Source organism: Streptomyces sp. NPDC006923 (genome assembly GCF_040635655.1).
In the GTDB taxonomy this organism is placed as follows: domain Bacteria; phylum Actinomycetota; class Actinomycetes; order Streptomycetales; family Streptomycetaceae; genus Streptomyces.
The window spans coordinates 59,882-75,151 of sequence record NZ_JBEYIF010000017.1; the positions used below are offsets into that span (position 1 = coordinate 59,882).

General features: G+C 69.1%; 17 protein-coding genes and 2 pseudogenes. 7 read left to right on the forward strand and 12 right to left on the reverse strand.

The genetic code is table 11. The annotated features are described in order from the left end of the window. Positions 1–117: 117 nt before the first annotated feature. The 5 genes from ABZ707_RS27470 to ABZ707_RS27490 are packed head-to-tail and all read right to left on the reverse strand — an operon-like array spanning position 118 to position 6,090. Positions 118–1,551, reverse strand: coding sequence for a cellulose binding domain-containing protein (locus ABZ707_RS27470; RefSeq protein WP_360179964.1), 1,434 nt, complete (start codon positions 1,549–1,551; stop codon positions 118–120). Beyond that, positions 1,548–3,122: a beta-N-acetylhexosaminidase gene (locus ABZ707_RS27475; RefSeq protein WP_360179966.1), complete on the reverse strand. Its 1,575-nt coding sequence runs from the start codon at positions 3,120–3,122 to the stop codon at positions 1,548–1,550. The genes ABZ707_RS27470 and ABZ707_RS27475 overlap by 4 nt, the downstream gene beginning before the upstream one ends. Positions 3,123–3,134: 12 nt before the next feature. Next, on the reverse strand, positions 3,135–3,968 hold the full coding sequence (locus ABZ707_RS27480) for a carbohydrate ABC transporter permease (RefSeq protein WP_360179968.1): 834 nt from the start codon (positions 3,966–3,968) through the stop codon (positions 3,135–3,137). Beyond that, entirely contained in the window at positions 3,965–4,861 is an 897-nt protein-coding gene (locus ABZ707_RS27485) for a sugar ABC transporter permease (protein ID WP_360179970.1), read from the reverse strand. The genes ABZ707_RS27480 and ABZ707_RS27485 overlap by 4 nt, the downstream gene beginning before the upstream one ends. Then, on the reverse strand, positions 4,858–6,090 hold the full coding sequence (locus ABZ707_RS27490; RefSeq protein WP_360180099.1) for an extracellular solute-binding protein: 1,233 nt from the start codon (positions 6,088–6,090) through the stop codon (positions 4,858–4,860). The genes ABZ707_RS27485 and ABZ707_RS27490 overlap by 4 nt, the downstream gene beginning before the upstream one ends. Between ABZ707_RS27490 and ABZ707_RS27495 the strand changes: the two genes are divergently transcribed. Both ABZ707_RS27495 and ABZ707_RS27500 read left to right on the forward strand, forming a co-directional pair. Continuing rightward, positions 5,990–6,205, forward strand: coding sequence for a hypothetical protein (locus tag ABZ707_RS27495; RefSeq protein ID WP_360180115.1), 216 nt, complete (start codon positions 5,990–5,992; stop codon positions 6,203–6,205). The genes ABZ707_RS27490 and ABZ707_RS27495 overlap by 101 nt on opposite strands. A gap of 92 nt (positions 6,206–6,297) precedes the next feature. After that, positions 6,298–7,125, forward strand: a complete 828-nt coding sequence (locus tag ABZ707_RS27500; protein WP_360180101.1) for a GntR family transcriptional regulator — start codon at positions 6,298–6,300, stop codon at positions 7,123–7,125. Between the two features lie 88 nt (positions 7,126–7,213). On the opposite strand, the pseudogene ABZ707_RS27505 reads toward ABZ707_RS27500, so the two are convergent. Continuing rightward, positions 7,214–7,318 (reverse strand): annotated as a pseudogene (locus ABZ707_RS27505) (S-adenosylmethionine-dependent methyltransferase); the annotation flags it as partial. Between the two features lie 285 nt (positions 7,319–7,603). On the opposite strand from ABZ707_RS27505, the gene ABZ707_RS27510 reads away from it, so the two are divergent. Together ABZ707_RS27510 and ABZ707_RS27515 are read left to right on the forward strand one after the other, a co-directional pair. Then, entirely contained in the window at positions 7,604–8,029 is a 426-nt protein-coding gene (locus ABZ707_RS27510) for a hypothetical protein (RefSeq protein WP_360179972.1), read from the forward strand. Then, complete coding sequence (locus ABZ707_RS27515; RefSeq protein WP_360180117.1) at positions 8,026–8,250, forward strand: hypothetical protein; 225 nt, start codon at positions 8,026–8,028, stop codon at positions 8,248–8,250. Before ABZ707_RS27510 ends, ABZ707_RS27515 begins: the two co-directional genes overlap by 4 nt. On the opposite strand, the pseudogene ABZ707_RS27520 reads toward ABZ707_RS27515, so the two are convergent. Further along, a pseudogene (locus tag ABZ707_RS27520) lies at positions 8,181–8,330 on the reverse strand (transposase); the annotation flags it as partial. The gene ABZ707_RS27515 and the pseudogene ABZ707_RS27520 sit on opposite strands and share 70 nt — an antisense overlap. A gap of 133 nt (positions 8,331–8,463) precedes the next feature. Here ABZ707_RS27520 and ABZ707_RS27525 point away from each other — a divergent pair. Next, positions 8,464–8,895 (forward strand): ATP-binding protein, encoded by a 432-nt coding sequence (locus ABZ707_RS27525; RefSeq protein WP_360179974.1) that lies wholly within the window; start codon positions 8,464–8,466, stop codon positions 8,893–8,895. A gap of 188 nt (positions 8,896–9,083) precedes the next feature. Here the strand turns inward: ABZ707_RS27525 and ABZ707_RS27530 are convergent, their stop codons facing one another. Then, positions 9,084–9,656 (reverse strand): flavoprotein, encoded by a 573-nt coding sequence (locus ABZ707_RS27530; RefSeq protein ID WP_360179976.1) that lies wholly within the window; start codon positions 9,654–9,656, stop codon positions 9,084–9,086. Between the two features lie 162 nt (positions 9,657–9,818). On the opposite strand from ABZ707_RS27530, the gene ABZ707_RS27535 reads away from it, so the two are divergent. After that, complete coding sequence (locus tag ABZ707_RS27535) at positions 9,819–10,034, forward strand: dodecin (protein ID WP_319683125.1); 216 nt, start codon at positions 9,819–9,821, stop codon at positions 10,032–10,034. Between the two features lie 34 nt (positions 10,035–10,068). On the opposite strand, the gene ABZ707_RS27540 is transcribed toward ABZ707_RS27535, so the two are convergent. Then, positions 10,069–10,557, reverse strand: a complete 489-nt coding sequence (locus ABZ707_RS27540; protein WP_360179978.1) for a hypothetical protein — start codon at positions 10,555–10,557, stop codon at positions 10,069–10,071. 122 nt (positions 10,558–10,679) lie between these two features. Between ABZ707_RS27540 and ABZ707_RS27545 the strand changes: the two genes are divergently transcribed. Then, on the forward strand, positions 10,680–11,696 hold the full coding sequence (locus tag ABZ707_RS27545; protein ID WP_360180103.1) for an LLM class flavin-dependent oxidoreductase: 1,017 nt from the start codon (positions 10,680–10,682) through the stop codon (positions 11,694–11,696). A gap of 94 nt (positions 11,697–11,790) precedes the next feature. Here ABZ707_RS27545 and ABZ707_RS27550 read toward each other — a convergent pair whose 3' ends face one another. Genes ABZ707_RS27550 through ABZ707_RS27560 form a run of 3 tightly spaced genes read right to left on the reverse strand, consistent with a single transcriptional unit; the run spans position 11,791 to position 15,198 of the window. Then, positions 11,791–12,537: a succinate dehydrogenase/fumarate reductase iron-sulfur subunit gene (locus ABZ707_RS27550; RefSeq protein ID WP_360179980.1), complete on the reverse strand. Its 747-nt coding sequence runs from the start codon at positions 12,535–12,537 to the stop codon at positions 11,791–11,793. Then, the gene (locus tag ABZ707_RS27555) at positions 12,534–14,492 is read right to left on the reverse strand and encodes a fumarate reductase/succinate dehydrogenase flavoprotein subunit (RefSeq protein WP_360179982.1); all 1,959 of its coding nucleotides are present in this window, start codon (positions 14,490–14,492) and stop codon (positions 12,534–12,536) included. The genes ABZ707_RS27550 and ABZ707_RS27555 overlap by 4 nt, the downstream gene beginning before the upstream one ends. A 1-nt stretch (position 14,493) precedes the next feature. Beyond that, positions 14,494–15,198 carry a succinate dehydrogenase gene (locus tag ABZ707_RS27560; protein WP_360179984.1) on the reverse strand — a complete coding sequence of 235 codons (705 nt, stop codon included), beginning with the start codon at positions 15,196–15,198 and terminating at the stop codon, positions 14,494–14,496. Positions 15,199–15,270: the final 72 nt, after the last annotated feature.

Consider the following 15,270-nt stretch of genomic DNA (forward strand, 5'->3'; position numbering starts at 1 on the left):
GGGTGGGATTTTGGTATGTACCAATGGGTCGGTCAAGTCGTGACACAAACCGGCGAGGAGCGGGCGCCCGTACGGCGCCCGCCCCCCCCTGCCTGCCGTCCGGTCCCGCCGGACCGGTCACTGGCCGCCGGGCACCGTGTCCTCGAAGGTGGTTCCCGCGGCACGGTAGGCGCTGACCTTGGCGCTGACCTGCGCCGGAGTCAGTAGTTGATCCTTGACATGCAGGACGTAGTCGACTTTCTGGTCGTACGCCCTCGGTGTGGTGCTGGCCTGTCCCGCCAGATCGATCAGCCACTGGTTGAAATTGATCGACATGGGCCGCTCGGGCAGATAGCGGGCATCGTGCGTGCCGAAGTGCTGTCCGTCGACGTAGTAGGTGATGGCGCTGTTGTCGATGGTGACGACGAGGTCGTGCCAGCCCGCGTAGCTCGTGCGGGCCTCGGAGTGCTGGTTGACCGCCTCCCAGGGATCGGGCCGGTAGGTCTCCCAGGACGTGGTGTAGAGGATGTTGGACGGCTCGCCCCAGCCGCCGTTGGGGAGATATTCGAAGTCGTACTCCGCGTAGTTGTCCGCCATCGGGGCCGTCAGGTCGTTGATCGTGAAGAAGGTCTGCACGAGATGGTCGCCGTCCGGACCCGACGTGGGCGTGTCGGAGAACTTCACCCGGGCCGCGTAGGTGCCGTTCTTGAACTTCATGGCCCGGGTGAGCACTTCGGTCTGCTCGGTCGACGCACCCGTGCCCGCGGTGGAGGTCTCCAGGTTCATGACCGAGTTCGTTCCCTCCTTGGCGAAGGTCACGTTCTCGGGTGCCCAGGTCGCGCCGGGCACGCCGGGCCCGCCCGAGTTCGAGCGCACACTCCAGCCGTGTGAGCCGATCGCCGGATCGGTGTGCGATGTGTAAGTGAAGTCGTCGAAGAGCGCGGCTCCGCCGGCCGGGGGGTCGGTGGGCGGGTCGGTGGGCGGGTTCGTCGGACCGCCCGGGTCGTTGCCCGCGGGCGCCGTGCCCCAGACGAGGGCGCCGCCCACCGTCGCGGTGGCCCTGGTCCAGTCGCCGTACGCGGTCTGCGCGGCGCCGAAGCTGTAGTCGTCGCTCTGGTTGAGTGACGCCCAGTTGGAGCGGTGGAAGCGCAGTTGCATGTCGCCCGTGTCGGCGCCCGCCGCGAGGGAGCCCGCGCCGGCGGTGAAGCCGATCTCCAGATAGCGGTCGGCGGTCGCGGTCGGGGCGGCCAGGGTGCCGAAGGTGCCGGTGATGTTGGCGCAGCCCTTCACCGCCCAGGAACAGGCGAAGGTGTACGAGGCTCCGGCGTCGGCCTTGAAGTAGTAGCGGATTTTGACCGTGCTGAGGGAGACGGCGGAGCCGGAGGTGTTGACCACCTTGAACCAGGGCTCGGCCTGGTCGGATCCGGTGGAGCTCTGGCGGTACTGGACCTTCACCGACGGGTCGGCGGCGGCGGCCGGCAGCGCGGTCAGCGCGGCACAGCCCAGTCCGGCCGCCGCGCCCAGGGCGACGGCGGTACGTATCCGTGCGGCGGTGCTCGCTCGTCTGGTCATCGACCGGATTCCTCTCCTGGCGGGGGATGGAGCGGGGAGTGGTGCGAAGGGTCGTGCGGGGGACGGCCCGGTACGCGGAGCGCGTCGAGCCGGGTTCTGTGGTGGGCCAGCCGTCGCAGAAAGCCCGGCCAGTCCCGGTGCGCGGACCAGGCCGTCTCGGCGAGCGCGCAGAGCCGCGGGAAGGCCAGATACTCGGCGTGCGCGCCGGTGGGGACGTACTCGCTCCACAACTGCGCCTGGGTGCCGAGGACTCTGGCGGCCGCCTCCGGTTCCCAGCCGGCGGGCGCCGGTTCGAGGTCGTACACATCGCGCAGGGACACCACACCGCCGGGCTGGCCCGGCGGTTCGTCGGGGCGCTCGCTCTGCGGGTAGTCGAGATACGTGGAGCGGTAGGGAGCCATGATCACGTCCTGGCCCCGGCGGGCGGCGGTGAGTCCGTGCTCGGCGGCGCGCCACGGCACGGCGGTGAAGGCGGTGGGCAGATCACTGCCGGACTCGGTCCAGCCCAGCGGGCGCCGACCGTTCTCGGTCAGAAAGCCGCCCACCCGGTCCATGAACCAGCCGTGCAGTGCCTCCGGTCCGGCGAGCCCCTCCGCCACGGCCCGGCGGCGCGCGGCGGCCGAGCGCTGCCACTCGGTGGTCGGGCACTCCTCGCCGCCGATGTGCACATGCGGGGAGGGGAAGGTGTCCATGACCTCGCCCAGTACGGTGTGGCAGAAGTCGAGGACCTGGTCGTGGACGCCGAGGACGTTCTCGCACACGCCCCAGCGGTCCCATACGGTGAGCCGGCGCGAGGGGTCGTTGCCGAGTTCGGGGTACGCGGCGAGTGCGGCCCGTACATGACCGGGCATCTCGATCTCCGGTACGACGGTGACCCCCCGGGCCGCGGCGTACGCGACCAGGCCGCTGAGCTCCTGGCGGGTGTACGCCCCGCCGTGCGGCTCGCCGCCCACCCCGGTGAGTCTCGGGAAGGCGGCGACGGGCATCCGCCAGCCCTGGTCGTCGGTGAGATGCAGATGCAGCACATTGAGCTTGTGCAGGGCGAGCAGATCGGTGAAGCGGCGCAGGAAGGAGACCGGCCGGAAGCGCCGGGCCACATCGAGCATGGCACCGCGCCAGGCGAACCGCGGCACATCGGTGATCTGGACACACGGCAGCGACCATTCCGTGCCGCGCACCGGCTCGTGCGACAGCGCACCCGGCGGCAGTAACTGACGGATCGTCTGAACACCGCGCAGCAGGCCCTCCCGGCGTCCGGCGCGCAGGAGCACCGCGTCGGAGCCGACGGTGAGTCCGTACCCCTCCTGTCCGAGACCGCCGAGGGCGGGATCGAGTACGAACACGATCCGGCCGTCGTCGGCGGCCGGCAGCGGCAGTCCGGTGGCCGGCGCGAGCAGGGTACGGAGCAGCGCGGCGGCGTCGCGCGCACCGCCGGGGGCGGCCCGTACGGCGGTATGTTCGTCGAAGGTGAACCGGCCCGGCAGCGAGGTCAGTTGGGAAGGTCCCGGGATCAGCGCGATCCCGGTGCGGTGTGTGGCGGCCCGTGCGGCGGGCTGGGCGAAGGCGGTCATCTCAGTGGTCCCCTATCCCTTCACGGCGCCGCTGGTCGTGCTGGAGGCCACGCGTCCCTGGAGGATCAGGAAGAGCAGCAGCACGGGCAGGGCGAAGAGGGTGGAGGCGGCCATGGTGGCGCCCCAGTCGGTGCCGAAGACATTGGAGAAGGAGGACAGCCAGACGGGCAGGGTCCGGTCGTCCTGGTTCTTGATGATCAGCATGTTGGCGAAGGCGAACTCGTTCCACGCCGTGATGAATCCGAAGAGTGACGTGGCGAGCAGGCCGGGAGCCAGCAGCGGCAGGGTGATCCGGCGGAACGCGACCGCGCGGGTGCAGCCGTCCACCTGGGCCGCCTCCTCCAGCTCGACCGGGATGGCGGTGAGGAAGCCACGCAGGGTCACGATGGTGAATGGCAGTGTGATCATGAAGTAGATGAGTGTCAGCATGGACAGGGTGTCGAGCATCCCGGTGTCCCGCGCGATGACATACATCGGGATCAACAGCGCCTCCCAGGGCGCCACTTGAGCGATGAACACCATCAGGATGAAGCCTCTGCGGCCCCTCCAGCGCAGCCGGGCGACGGCGAACGCCGCACCGAGCGCGACGATCAGGGCGAGCAGCACACAGCCGCAGGTGACAAGGAGGCTGTTGCGCCAGAAGATCCAGAAGCCGTCGGCGCGCACGGCCTCGGTGAAGTGGTCCAGGGTGAGTGAGGTGGGCAGGAAGACCGGGGTCTCGGACTGGATGTCCCCGGTCGGCTTGAAGGCGGTCAGCACCATCCAGTACACCGGGAAGACGGAGAGGACGAAGACCACCAGCGCGGCGGCGTGCAGCGGAAGGCGGCGGAGCCGTCGGTGGGTCATACCTCGCCCTCCTGCCGGAACATCTGCCGGAAGTAGACGACCAGCACGGCGACGAGCAGGAGCACGGTGAGGGTGGAGGCCGCCGCGCCCAGGTCGTAGCGGTGCAGGGACTGGGCGATCCGGTACGCGTAGACGGGCAGTGTGGTGGTGGCGTCCCCGGGACCGCCCTTGCTGATGGCCCAGATCTGGGCGAAGCAGCGGAAGACCCAGATGACTTCGAGGCAGAGCACCAGCCCGAAGATCGGCCTCAGCACGGGCAGGGTGACGGAGCGGAAGATCCGCGCCACACCCGCGCCGTCGAGGCGCGCCGACTCGTACAGTTCTGCGGGGACCGTGAGCAGCGCGGCGTGCAGGGTGATGGCGGCGAACGGTACGGACTGCCAGACCACGAGCAGCACCAGCACGGTGAAGGCGGCGGCGCCGTCGGCGAACCAGGAGTAGTTCTCGTACGACTCGAAGCCGAGCCGTACGAGCAGCCAGTTGACCACGCCGAGCCGGGACGAGAACAGCCACTGGAAGACGGTGGTGGTGGCGATGACCGGGCAGGCCCAGGCGAGCACCAGTCCGCTCATCACCAGCAGCCGCATCCGCCGGCCGAGATGCTGGAGCATCAGCGCGACCAGGGTGGCGAGCACCATGATCAGGACGACATTGACCGCGGTCCACCAGAAGGTGCGGCGTACGACCTCCCAGACTTCGCCGTCGCCCAAAATCTCCCGGTAGTTGGCGAGCCCCGCGAACGGGGCGCCACCGCGGATGAGTTCGCCCATCCCGTACCGCTGGAACGAGATGACCAGATTGCGGACCAGCGGATAGCCGAGCAGATACGCGGTGCCGAGCACGGTGGGCGCTATCAGGAGATACGGCCAGACGGCTCGGGGAACCGCTCTCATGAGCCGAGCGTCCTGGTGATGCTGTCGGACGCGTCCTTCGCCGCCTTCGCGGGATCGCCGCCGGTCAGCACCTCCGTCAGATACTGCTTGATGGGGTTGGTGGCCTCGACGGCGGCCCACTGCGGTGAATTGGGAGTGGCACGGCCGCGCGCGGCGCCGGCGGCCATCGCGGCGGTGCCCTCACTGCCCTCGACGGCCTTGGCGAGTGTGGTCCTGTTGGGGACATAGCTCATGGTCTTCGCCATGTCCGTCTGCCACTTGTCCCCGGTGAGCGCCTTGATCACCCGGTAGGCGGCGTCCTGGTGCGCGGACGCCTCCGGGACGATGAGGTCGGAGCCGCCGGTGAAGACCGCTCCGGGTTCCCCCGCCGTCTTGCCCGGCACCGGGAAGAAGCCGATCTTCCCGGCCAGCGCGGGGTTGGCCTCCTCGACGAGCTTCGCGCCGCCCGGTGTCGAGATGATCTGTGCGACATCACCCTTGGCGAAGACCTCCGCCTGCGGGGGCTTGGCCTCGTCGGAGTCCTTGGGGCCCTTGCCCAGCGCCTGGAGACGCCGGTAGTAGTCCATCCCGGCGAGCGCCTCGGGGGTGTCCAGGGTGCCCTTCCAGCTTCCACCGGACCGGACGGCAAGTTCGCCGCCCTCCTCCCAGACAAAGCCGGCGAAGGTGTACCAGTTCTGCCCCGGCAGGTAAATGCCCTGTGTGCCACCCTTGTTGAGCTTGGCCGTGTCGGCGAGCCAGGCTTCCTGGGTGGCGGGCGGTCCGGTGATGCCGGCCTTCGCGAAGAGGTCCTTGTTGTAGAGGACGACACGGTTGGCCGCGTACCAGGGGATGCCGTACTGCTTCCCGTCCACCTTCCCGGGTTCGGCGAGACCGGGCAGCCAGTCGGCGCCGGCCAGATCCTCCTTGCGGCCGGTGAGGTCCTTGACCCCGCCGCTGGCTGCGTACTGCGCGACCTGGGTATTGCCGACCTCGATGACATCCGGGGCATCGGTGCTGGCGAGGGCCGCGGTGATCTTCTCACCTATGCCGTCCCACTCCTGGATCTGGATGTCCAGGCCGATGTCCTTGTGCTGCCGCTCGAAGTCCTGGGTGAACCGCGCCAGGAAGTCCTCCGTGACACTGTCCTTCATGATCCAGACAGTGAGCTTCTCCGGTCCGTCCGCGGTGTCGGAGGCGGAGCTGCAGGCGCTGAGGGCCGCGGTCGCCGCAAGGACTGCGGAACCGGCGATGAAGCGGATCTTCACGGACCACCCCGATGAGAGATTGACCAGTTGGCCAAGTGGTAAGACGCGTGACCAGAAGGTGGCATGGACCACTGATACCGTCAAGACCCCCGGAAAATAAGGGCGTTACCTGCCCGAGTCACCGCAGCGGCGGTTACGATATTGCTTACCAGTTGACCAGTTGGACCGATGCGGATGAAAGAGGTCATGCCCATGGGGAGCGGCTCGTCGGGTGCCGTACTCAAGCGGGAGCGGGTACGGGAGTATCTGCTGGGCCTGATCGAGGCCGGCAGCGCGGGTGACGCGATCCCGTCCGAGCGCACTCTCTGCGCCGAACTCGGCGTGTCACGCCCCACTCTGCGCGGCGCCGTCGACGAACTCGTCGCCACCGGCCAGCTCGTCAGACAGCACGGGCGCGGCATGTTTGTCGCGCCCGCCAAGATCACTCAGGAACTCACCCCGGACGACACGGCGTTTGTCGTCCCTCGCGCCTCCGGCACCTGGTCCAGCAGGATCCTGGAGCGCACAACGTTCAAGGCCGGCGCCAGAATCGGCCGCAAGCTGCGTGTCTCGCCCGCCGCCGAGCTGATCTACATCGCCCGGCTGCGGCTGGTCGACGGCTCCCCGATCGCCATCGAGCACCTCCATATCCCCGCCGAACTGGCACCCGCGCTCACGCCTCAGGAGCTGGAGTCGGGCGAGCTGTACGACCATCTGCGGGAGCGCCATCAGCTCCATGTCCACGAGGCCACCCAGTCGATCGAGCCCACGGTCGTCAACGAGGCGGAGGCAGCGGTCCTGGACGTCCCGGCCTTCTCCCCCGCCCTGCTCATCGAACGCCTGACCCTGGACACCTCGGGCCGCCCGGTCGAGTATGTCCACTCCCTCTACCGGGGCGACCGCTACAGAATCGTCTCCCGGCTCTCCCTCGGCACGCCAACGCCGCGCCCACGCCCGGAGGGCCACCACCCGGGCATCCCGCCGGGCGACTTCGCGCACGACGGCATCATCAGGTCCTCGACGACGGGAGACGCGTACTGAGCATCCGGTGGAGGCGGCGTGGAGCAGCAATCCGCCGGACGCGTGCCGACTGGGCTCCGAGCCGTACACCCAGGGTGTCGGTGTGTCCTCAGCTCCGCGCGTCGTCCCAGTAGTCCGTGAGCATCTCGCCCGGCCAACCGGGCTCGCGCACTTCGCCACGCGGGCCCATCTCCGTCAAGTACGGGGCGAGGTCGAATGAGCTGTACTGAGATTTGTGGAGTCCCTGATGCCAGGGTTACCGTCCTGGCGAAGGAGAACCACCAGCACCATGGCAGCACCCCGTAAATACCCCGACGAGCTCCGCGAGCGCGCGATCCGTGAGGCCCGCGCCACCGGCAGCCGTGGAACGAGTCCGACTCCGTGATGAGCGAGTTCTACACAGGTTTCGCCGAGACGCTGCAGAAACTCATCGACCAGCAGGTGGCGCGCCGGGCGAAGTTCCTTGCCGCGCAAAAGGCAGAGAAGAGGTAGGTGTCGCATGTTCCTGATGGGCGCGTTGCTGGCTGCAAGTCTGGTCACTGCAGCGGTGGGCATCCTGGTGGTTCTTATCCTGCTGAGCCACCCGCCGCTGCCTGTGCCCAGGACCTACGCGCTTGTCGCCTTGATCCTGGCTTCCTCGGCGGTGGCGGTGTACTGCTACGGCTGGTTCTCCGTCAGCACGGGGGGCCCTTTTCCCGAACTGTGCACGAGCCGGAACGACGCTGGCGCCGACTTGGCGGCCATCAAGCAACAGTACTGGCCCCTTCGGAACGCCTGCGTGTATTCCGACGGGTCGACCGTGGAGTACGTCTCGATGTCGGTCACCGTGTTCGTATGCCTATTGGTGGGTGCCGCCCTCGTCTCGGCCGGCACCTCCGTATACCTGCGCAAGCGAGTCAGAAACCCTTCTGGAGTGATCTCATGAACACCGATTTCTCGCGCCGCACCCTGCTCAGAGGATTCACCGGTGTCGCCGCCGGAGCCACACTGTTCGCCACGGGGGAGGGCCTGCTCGCTCCCGGCACCGCCCAGGCCGCCGACGCCTCGTGGAACGAGTCCAGGTCAGCGAACGGGTGGGAGGTCACCGGCCCGTCCGCGCACAGCACCGCGTCCGTGAGCTCGAAGAGCGCGTCCTGGCGAGCGTAGAGGCATTCGTAAAACTCGACCCGAAAGCGGGACAAGATGCCCAATGCGTCGCCTGCGGGCGCGTCGACCGGGAGACTCATACGCAGCGGCCGTTCTCTCGTGCTTCGTGACTCGACATCCCGAAGCGTGGAGGACGGCCGCCCCTGCTGTCCCGGGAAGAACCGCAGATCAGCAAGTCGGGTGACCTGCGAGGATAAACGCCAAGCTGACGTCATGACTGCCAAGCCGCCCATCCCTGGCCTGCATTCGATGAGCGTGCTCATTGCCGCAGATCCGGCCCAAGTCGCCCAGGTACGCCACACGCTGCGGGACGCGTTGAGGGACTGGGACATGGGGGAACTGGCCGAGGACATGGAAGTGATCGTCAGCGAACTTGTCAGCAACGCCATCCGGCACGGATCAGGAATCGGCGTGGGAGTAGGGCTGGCAGCCCAGGACGGGCTGGCACTGCTTGAGGTCGCTGACGGCACCGATGGCCAGCCAGCCGACCGTCGGCCCGAAGACGAAGACGAAGACGGCCGCGGCCTGCTGATTGTCCGCGCACTCGCCAAGGACTGCGGGTGGCGGACCAACGACCGAGGCGGTACGACCGTCTGGGCGACCATGCCTCTCACCTCGCCACAAGGAGTTCCGTACAAGGCCTGACCGCCGTACCCGGGCGGGAACACCAGCCGGGCAACGCGAATGGTCAAAGAAGGACCCCTCCGCCATCACGCCGGAAGTGCGGCCACCGACGGAGCTCCGTCGTCCACGCCCGACTCGACCGCGAATGGTTCCCCGGCCGGGCACGCCGTCACGTCGGGCTCCACCGCTCTGCCCCCGCCGGTGCGCGCTCACCCCGTGCACCGCACCAACGGCGTGAGCAGTTCCAGCGCCTCCTGCCAGCGGAAGCGGTCGGCGCCGCCGCCGGCGTCGGGCTTGTGCGGCTCGGCGCCGCCGAACAGGACGCCCATCTCGCGGAGTTGGCCGAGGCTGCGTCGATACGCCGGGTGCGCGGCCTGGGCCGCGTTCAGATACGGCAGTGCGGCGATCGGGATGCCCATGCCGTACGCCTCGCAGAGGATGCCCACGGCGAGGGTGTCGGAGATCCCGGCCGCCCATTTGTTGATCGTGTTGAAGGTGGCCGGGGCCACCGCGATGGCGTCGGGCGGTGGGAGCGGGCGCGGGTCGCCCGGGCTGCGCCAGGCGGAACGGATGGGGAATCCGGTCTGTCCTTCGAGCGCGGCCCGGTCGATGAATCCGAGCGCCAGTGGCGTGGCGACCACGCCCACGTCCCAGCCCTGGTCCTGCGCCGCCGCGACGAGTTTTCCCGCGTCGGGCGCCACTCCCGCCGCGCACACGACGACGTAGAGGAAGGGCTTCTTCGGCTTGTCGGTCACTCGGGGCTCCCGGTCGGCGGCTGACATGGTCCGGCCCAGGCAGCGTACGTCGGCGGTCCGTGACCGCGTCAGGGGGCGGCCTCCGACCGGCACCGGACCGTCCGGCTCCGGACGTCTCGCGGAGCGCCGCGTGGTGGGGCACGGTGGAGTGACACGGCGACGCACGTGACACGTGAGGAGAACGACTCCATGTCCAATCACATCTACCGGGTCACCGAGATCGTCGGAACCTCCCACGAGGGCATCGACGATGCCATCCGCAAGGGCATCGACCGCGCGTCACTGACGCTGCGCGGCCTGGACTGGTTCGAGGTGACGCAGGTCCGCGGCCATATCGTCGACGGCGACATCGAGCACTACCAGGTCGGGCTGAAGGTCGGTTTCCGCCTTGAGGACGGCGCCTGATCCCGGGCTCAGGTCCGGCCGTGCAGTCCGGCCGTCAGGTCCGGCCCTCGCGCTCCTGTGCGTCCTTGAGCGCCCGGGAGGTACTGGCCCAGTGTGCCCGTACGACCCGGAAACCCGCTCGTTCGGCGGCATCGCAGACCAGCTCGTCGTCGTCCACGAGCATCCGTATCCGCCGGGTCCCGGCGAGGCGGCGCAGCACCTCCAGCTTGGTCGTACGGGCGGGGCGCCGGTCGCTGTCGCGGCGCATCCAGAGCCGGCCCTCCGGCAGCCCGTGCGCGGCCAGCCAGGCGAGGGTGTCCCGGCGGCAGCGCTCGGGACGGCCGGTGAGATACACGACCTCGTCCTCCTGCGCGGCCTCCAGCACCAGCCGTACCCCCTCGGCCAGGGGTGTGTCCTCGCCGGCCGCGCCGAAGAAGCCGTTCCAGTCGCGCGGCTTCCGCTCCAGGAAGTGCTGGCGGTGGCCGGTCTCGGCGAGGGTGCCGTCCAGATCGAACACGGCCAGGGCTTTGCCGCTCTCTGTCATCTCTGCTCTGTCATCTCTGTCATCTCTGTCATCTCTGCTCTGTCATCTCCGTCTGATCGGACGCCGGAGTCCGGTGGCCGCGGGAATCCTGGGGCGGCCAGGCGGTTGAAACGGTAGTGAGTATCGAAGCGACGACCCTGTTCTCCGTGCTGGACCGGTCCCGTACCCGGGAGGGCCAGGACGGGCCACGCGCACTGCGCGACACCGTGAGCTTCGCCCAGCGCGTCGAAGCGCTCGGCTATCACCGCTTCTGGGTCTCCGAGCATCACAGTGTGCCGGGTGTCGCGGGCTCCGCGCCGACCGTCCTCGCGGCCGCCGTCGCCGCCGCGACCTCCACGATCCGGGTCGGTACCGGCGGGGTCATGTTGCCCAACCACCAACCGCTGGTCGTGGCGGAGCAGTTCGGTGTGCTGGAGTCCCTCTTCCCGGGCCGGATCGACATGGGACTCGGCCGTTCCGTGGGATTCACCGACGGGATACGGAAGGCGCTCGGCCGGGACAGGGGGGACGCCGAAGACTTCCCCGGGCAGCTCGCTGAGCTTCTCGGCTACTTCACCGGCACACAGACCGCGCATCCGCAGGTCCATGCCCTTCCGGCCGAGGGGCTGCGGGTGCCCGCCTTCGTCCTGGCCACCGGGAAGGGCGCGCGGGTCGCGGCCGAGGCCGGGCTGCCGCTGGTCATCGCGGCCGTCCGGGGCGAGGACGCCATGCTGCGGGCGATCGAGGAGTACCGCCGGGACTTCCGCCCGTCCGGCTGGGGCGAGCGGCCGTATGTGGTGCTGTCCGGCACGGTCGCGGTGGCCGCCACCACCCAGGAGGCCCGGGATCTGCTGCTCCCGGAGGCATGGTCGACGGCGTACTCGCGTACGCACGGCGCGTTCCCGCCGCTCATGCCGGCCGAGGCGGTTCTCGCCACCGCGATGACCGAGCGGGAGCGCACGCTGTTCGAGGAGGCCCGGCGCGGACATCTGTACGGTACGGCGGACGAGGTGGCGGCCGGTCTGGAGAAACTGCTAGCACGCAGTGAGGCGGACGAGTACCTGGTCACGACGAGCACGTACGACCGCGCCGCGCTGCTGGACTCGTACCGGCGGTTGGCGGCCGTGCTCGGGCTCAGCCCGCTGCCCACGCCTGTCTGACGACGCCGGGGCCGCGCCTCCTCCCGGCGCAGGCCGAAGGGAGGCCGACGCCGAGAGAGGCGGCCGGAGAGAGGCGTCGCGCCCCGTACAGGCCCTAGCGGGAGACCTTGCGGACCGCCCGCAGCCATTCCTTGTTCATCGCCGTGATCGACGGCAGCGGAATGCCCTTCGGGCAGGCCGTGGCGCACTCGCCGGCCAGGGTGCAGCCGCCGAAGCCTTCCTCGTCCATGGTGGCGACCATGTCGAGGACCCTGGTCTCGCGTTCCGGCGCGCCCTGCGGGAGGACGTTGAGATGGTTGACCTTGGCCGAGGTGAAGAGCATCGCGGAGCCGTTGGGGCAGGCCGCGACACAGGCGCCGCAGCCGATGCACTCGGCGTGCTCGAAGGCGAAGTCGGCGTCGGGCTTGGGCACCGGAGTGGCGTGCGCCTCGGGCGCGGCGCCGGTGGGGGCGGTGATGTAGCCGCCGGCCCCGATGATCCGATCGAAGGCGGACCGGTCCACCACCAGGTCCTTGACCACGGGGAAGGCCCCGGCCCGCCAGGGTTCGACGTCGATGGTGTCGCCGTCGTTGAAGTGCCGCATATGGAGCTGGCAGGTGGTGGTGCGCTCGGGGCCGTGGGCGTCGCCGTTGATGACAACACCGCAGGCGCCGCAGATGCCCTCACGGCAGTCGTGGTCGAAGGCGACCGGCTCGTCGCCCTTGAGGATGAGGTCCTCATTGAGGGTGTCGAGCATCTCCAGGAACGACATGTCCTCGGAGATGCCGTCGATGCCGTAGGTGACCATGGCGCCGGGTGCGTCGGCGTCCGGCTGACGCCAGACGCGGAGGGTGAGCCTCATGCGTAGCTCCGCTGGGTGGGGTGGACGTTCTCGAAGACGAGGTCTTCCTTGTGCAGGACGGGCGCCGTGCCGGTGCCGGTGAATTCCCAGGCGGCGGCGTACGAGAACTCCTCGTCCCGGCGTTCGGCCTCACCGCCCTCGGTCTGTGACTCCTCGCGGAAGTGCCCGCCGCAGGATTCGGTGCGGTGCAGTGCGTCGAGGCACATCAGCTCGGCGAGCTCCAGATAGTCGACGATGCGATTGGCCTTCTCCAGCGACTGGTTGAGCTGCTCTCCGGTGCCCGGCACCTTGATCCGGCGCCAGAACTCCTCGCGGATCTGCGGGATGCGGTCGAGCGCCTTGCGCAGGCCCTCGTCGGTGCGGGCCATGCCGCAGTGGTCCCAGAGCAGTTCGCCGATCTCCTTGTGGAAGGAGTCGGGCGTACGGTCGCCGTCGACGGCGAGCAGCAGCCGCAGCCGGTCCTCGGTCTCGGCCACGGCCTCGGCGACCGCCGGGTGCGAGTCGTCGATCTCGTCCTGGTGAGGATGGCGGGCGAGATAGTCGTTGATGGTGGACGGCAGGACGAAGTAGCCGTCGGCCAGGCCCTGCATCAGCGCGGACGCGCCGAGGCGGTTGGCGCCGTGGTCGGAGAAGTTGGCCTCGCCGATCGCGAACAGGCCCGGCAGGGTGGTCTGGAGGTCGTAGTCGACCCAGAGCCCGCCCATCGTGTAGTGGATCGCGGGATAGATGCGCATCGGCACCTCGTACGGGTCCTCGGCGGTGATCCGCTCGTACATCTCGAAGAGGTTGCCGTACTTCTCCTCGACGGCCCTGCGGCCGAGACGGGCGATCGCGTCGGCGAAGTCGAGATAGACACCCTGGCCGCCGGGTCCCACTCCGCGTCCCTCGTCGCAGACGTTCTTCGCGGCCCGGGAGGCGATGTCGCGCGGTACGAGGTTGCCGAACGACGGATAGATCCGCTCCAGGTAGTAGTCGCGCTCGTCCTCGGGGATCTCGGCCGGTGGCCGGTGGTCGCCACGCGCCTTGGGCACCCAGATCCGGCCGTCGTTGCGGAGCGACTCGCTCATCAGGGTCAGCTTGGACTGGTGCTCCCCGGAGCGCGGGATGCAGGTGGGGTGGATCTGGGTGAAGCAGGGGTTGGCGAAGTAGGCGCCGCGGCGGTGTGCCCGCCAGACGGCCGTCGCGTTGCTGTTCTTGGCGTTGGTGGACAGATAGAAGACATTGCCGTAGCCGCCCGAGGCGAGGACCACCGCGTCCGCGAAGTACGAGGACACCTCGCCGCTGATCAGGTCGCGCGCGACGATGCCGCGGGCCCGTCCGTCGACGACGATCAGATCGAGCATCTCGGTGCGCGGGTGCATCTCGACGGCCCCGGCCGCGATCTGCCGTGACAGCGCCTGGTAGGCGCCGAGGAGCAGTTGCTGGCCCGTCTGGCCACGCGCGTAGAAGGTACGGGAGACCTGCACACCGCCGAAGGACCGGGTGTCGAGGAGGCCGCCGTACTCGCGGGCGAAGGGCACGCCCTGGGCGACGCACTGGTCGATGATCTCGACGGAGACCTCGGCGAGCCGGTGGACATTGGACTCGCGGGCCCGGAAGTCGCCGCCCTTGACGGTGTCGTAGAAGAGGCGGCGGACGGAGTCGCCGTCGTTGCGGTAGTTCTTCGCGGCGTTGATCCCGCCCTGGGCGGCGATGGAGTGGGCGCGGCGCGGTGAGTCCTGGTAACAGAACTGGACGACGTGGTAGCCCTGTTCGGCGAGGGTGGCGCCGGCGGCACCGCCCGCCAGACCGGTACCGACGACGATCACGGTGTGCTTGCGGCGGTTGGCCGGGTTGACGAGTCTCGCCTCGAAGCGCCGCCGGTTCCAGCGTTCCGCGACGGGTCCGTCCGGGGCCCTGGTGTCCGCGATCGGGTCGCCCGTGGCGTATTCGCTGTAGTTGTTGGGTTCGTTCATGTCAGCTCACCACTCCGGTCATGACGGCGACGGGGACGGCGATGAAGCCCGCGGTCAGCACCAGCGCCAGCAGATTGGCGGTGCCCTTGAGGACCCGGTCGCGGGCGGCGCTGCCGACCCCGAGGGTCTGGGCCGCGCTCCAGAAGCCGTGGCGGACGTGCAGTCCGAGGGCGAGCATCGCGACGATGTAGATCACGTTGCCGTACCAGGTGGAGAAGGTCTCCAGGACGTTCTGGTACGGGTGGCCGGGCTGGAAGCCCGAGTGCACGGTGCCGGTCGTCAGGTCGAGGATGTGCCAGACGATGAACAGGGCGAGGATGATCCCGCCCCAGCGCATGGTGCGGGTGGCATAGCTGGCGCGCGGCCGCTTGTGCACGTACTTGTTCGGACGGGCGGCGATGTCCCGGCGGCTGAGCTGGTAGGCGCAGACGCCGTGCAGGACGACGGCCGCGACCAGGACCACTCGTATGATCCAGAGCGCCCACTCGTAGTGCAGGAGCGGTTCGCCCAGGGTCCGCAGCCAGTGCGCGTAGTCGTTGAAGGCGCCGAGCCCGAAGAAGATCTTCAGGTTGCCGTACATGTGCGCCACCAGATAGCCGAGCATGATCAGGCCGCTCACGGCCATGACGGTCTTCTTCCCGACCGTCGAGTCCCAGAGGGTGCGGGTCGTCGACGGCCGTCTGTCCGTCCGCGTTGCCAGAGCCATGGACAGCACGCTAGGCGGGTCTGGACCAGAGGTCCAAGACATGGCCCGGCTCATATCCATAGGCCGTGCCTA

What these genes read in the sequence shown, in the direction of transcription:
- ABZ707_RS27495 (WP_360180115.1), top strand. Translation starts at nt 5,990, where the DNA reads ATGATCCAGACAGTGAGCTTCTCCGGTCCGTCCGCGGTGTCGGAGGCG.
- ABZ707_RS27535 (WP_319683125.1), top strand. Translation starts at nt 9,819, where the DNA reads ATGTCCAATCACATCTACCGGGTCACCGAGATCGTCGGAACCTCCCAC.
- ABZ707_RS27510 (WP_360179972.1), top strand. Translation starts at nt 7,604, where the DNA reads ATGTTCCTGATGGGCGCGTTGCTGGCTGCAAGTCTGGTCACTGCAGCG.
- ABZ707_RS27550 (WP_360179980.1), bottom strand. Translation starts at nt 12,537, where the DNA reads ATGAGGCTCACCCTCCGCGTCTGGCGTCAGCCGGACGCCGACGCACCC.
- ABZ707_RS27485 (WP_360179970.1), bottom strand. Translation starts at nt 4,861, where the DNA reads ATGAGAGCGGTTCCCCGAGCCGTCTGGCCGTATCTCCTGATAGCGCCC.
- ABZ707_RS27480 (WP_360179968.1), bottom strand. Translation starts at nt 3,968, where the DNA reads ATGACCCACCGACGGCTCCGCCGCCTTCCGCTGCACGCCGCCGCGCTG.
- ABZ707_RS27475 (WP_360179966.1), bottom strand. Translation starts at nt 3,122, where the DNA reads ATGACCGCCTTCGCCCAGCCCGCCGCACGGGCCGCCACACACCGCACC.
- ABZ707_RS27530 (WP_360179976.1), bottom strand. Translation starts at nt 9,656, where the DNA reads ATGTCAGCCGCCGACCGGGAGCCCCGAGTGACCGACAAGCCGAAGAAG.
- ABZ707_RS27525 (WP_360179974.1), top strand. Translation starts at nt 8,464, where the DNA reads ATGACTGCCAAGCCGCCCATCCCTGGCCTGCATTCGATGAGCGTGCTC.
- ABZ707_RS27515 (WP_360180117.1), top strand. Translation starts at nt 8,026, where the DNA reads ATGAACACCGATTTCTCGCGCCGCACCCTGCTCAGAGGATTCACCGGT.
- ABZ707_RS27500 (WP_360180101.1), top strand. Translation starts at nt 6,298, where the DNA reads ATGGGGAGCGGCTCGTCGGGTGCCGTACTCAAGCGGGAGCGGGTACGG.
- ABZ707_RS27555 (WP_360179982.1), bottom strand. Translation starts at nt 14,492, where the DNA reads ATGAACGAACCCAACAACTACAGCGAATACGCCACGGGCGACCCGATC.
- ABZ707_RS27470 (WP_360179964.1), bottom strand. Translation starts at nt 1,551, where the DNA reads ATGACCAGACGAGCGAGCACCGCCGCACGGATACGTACCGCCGTCGCC.
- ABZ707_RS27540 (WP_360179978.1), bottom strand. Translation starts at nt 10,557, where the DNA reads ATGACAGAGAGCGGCAAAGCCCTGGCCGTGTTCGATCTGGACGGCACC.
- ABZ707_RS27560 (WP_360179984.1), bottom strand. Translation starts at nt 15,198, where the DNA reads ATGGCTCTGGCAACGCGGACGGACAGACGGCCGTCGACGACCCGCACC.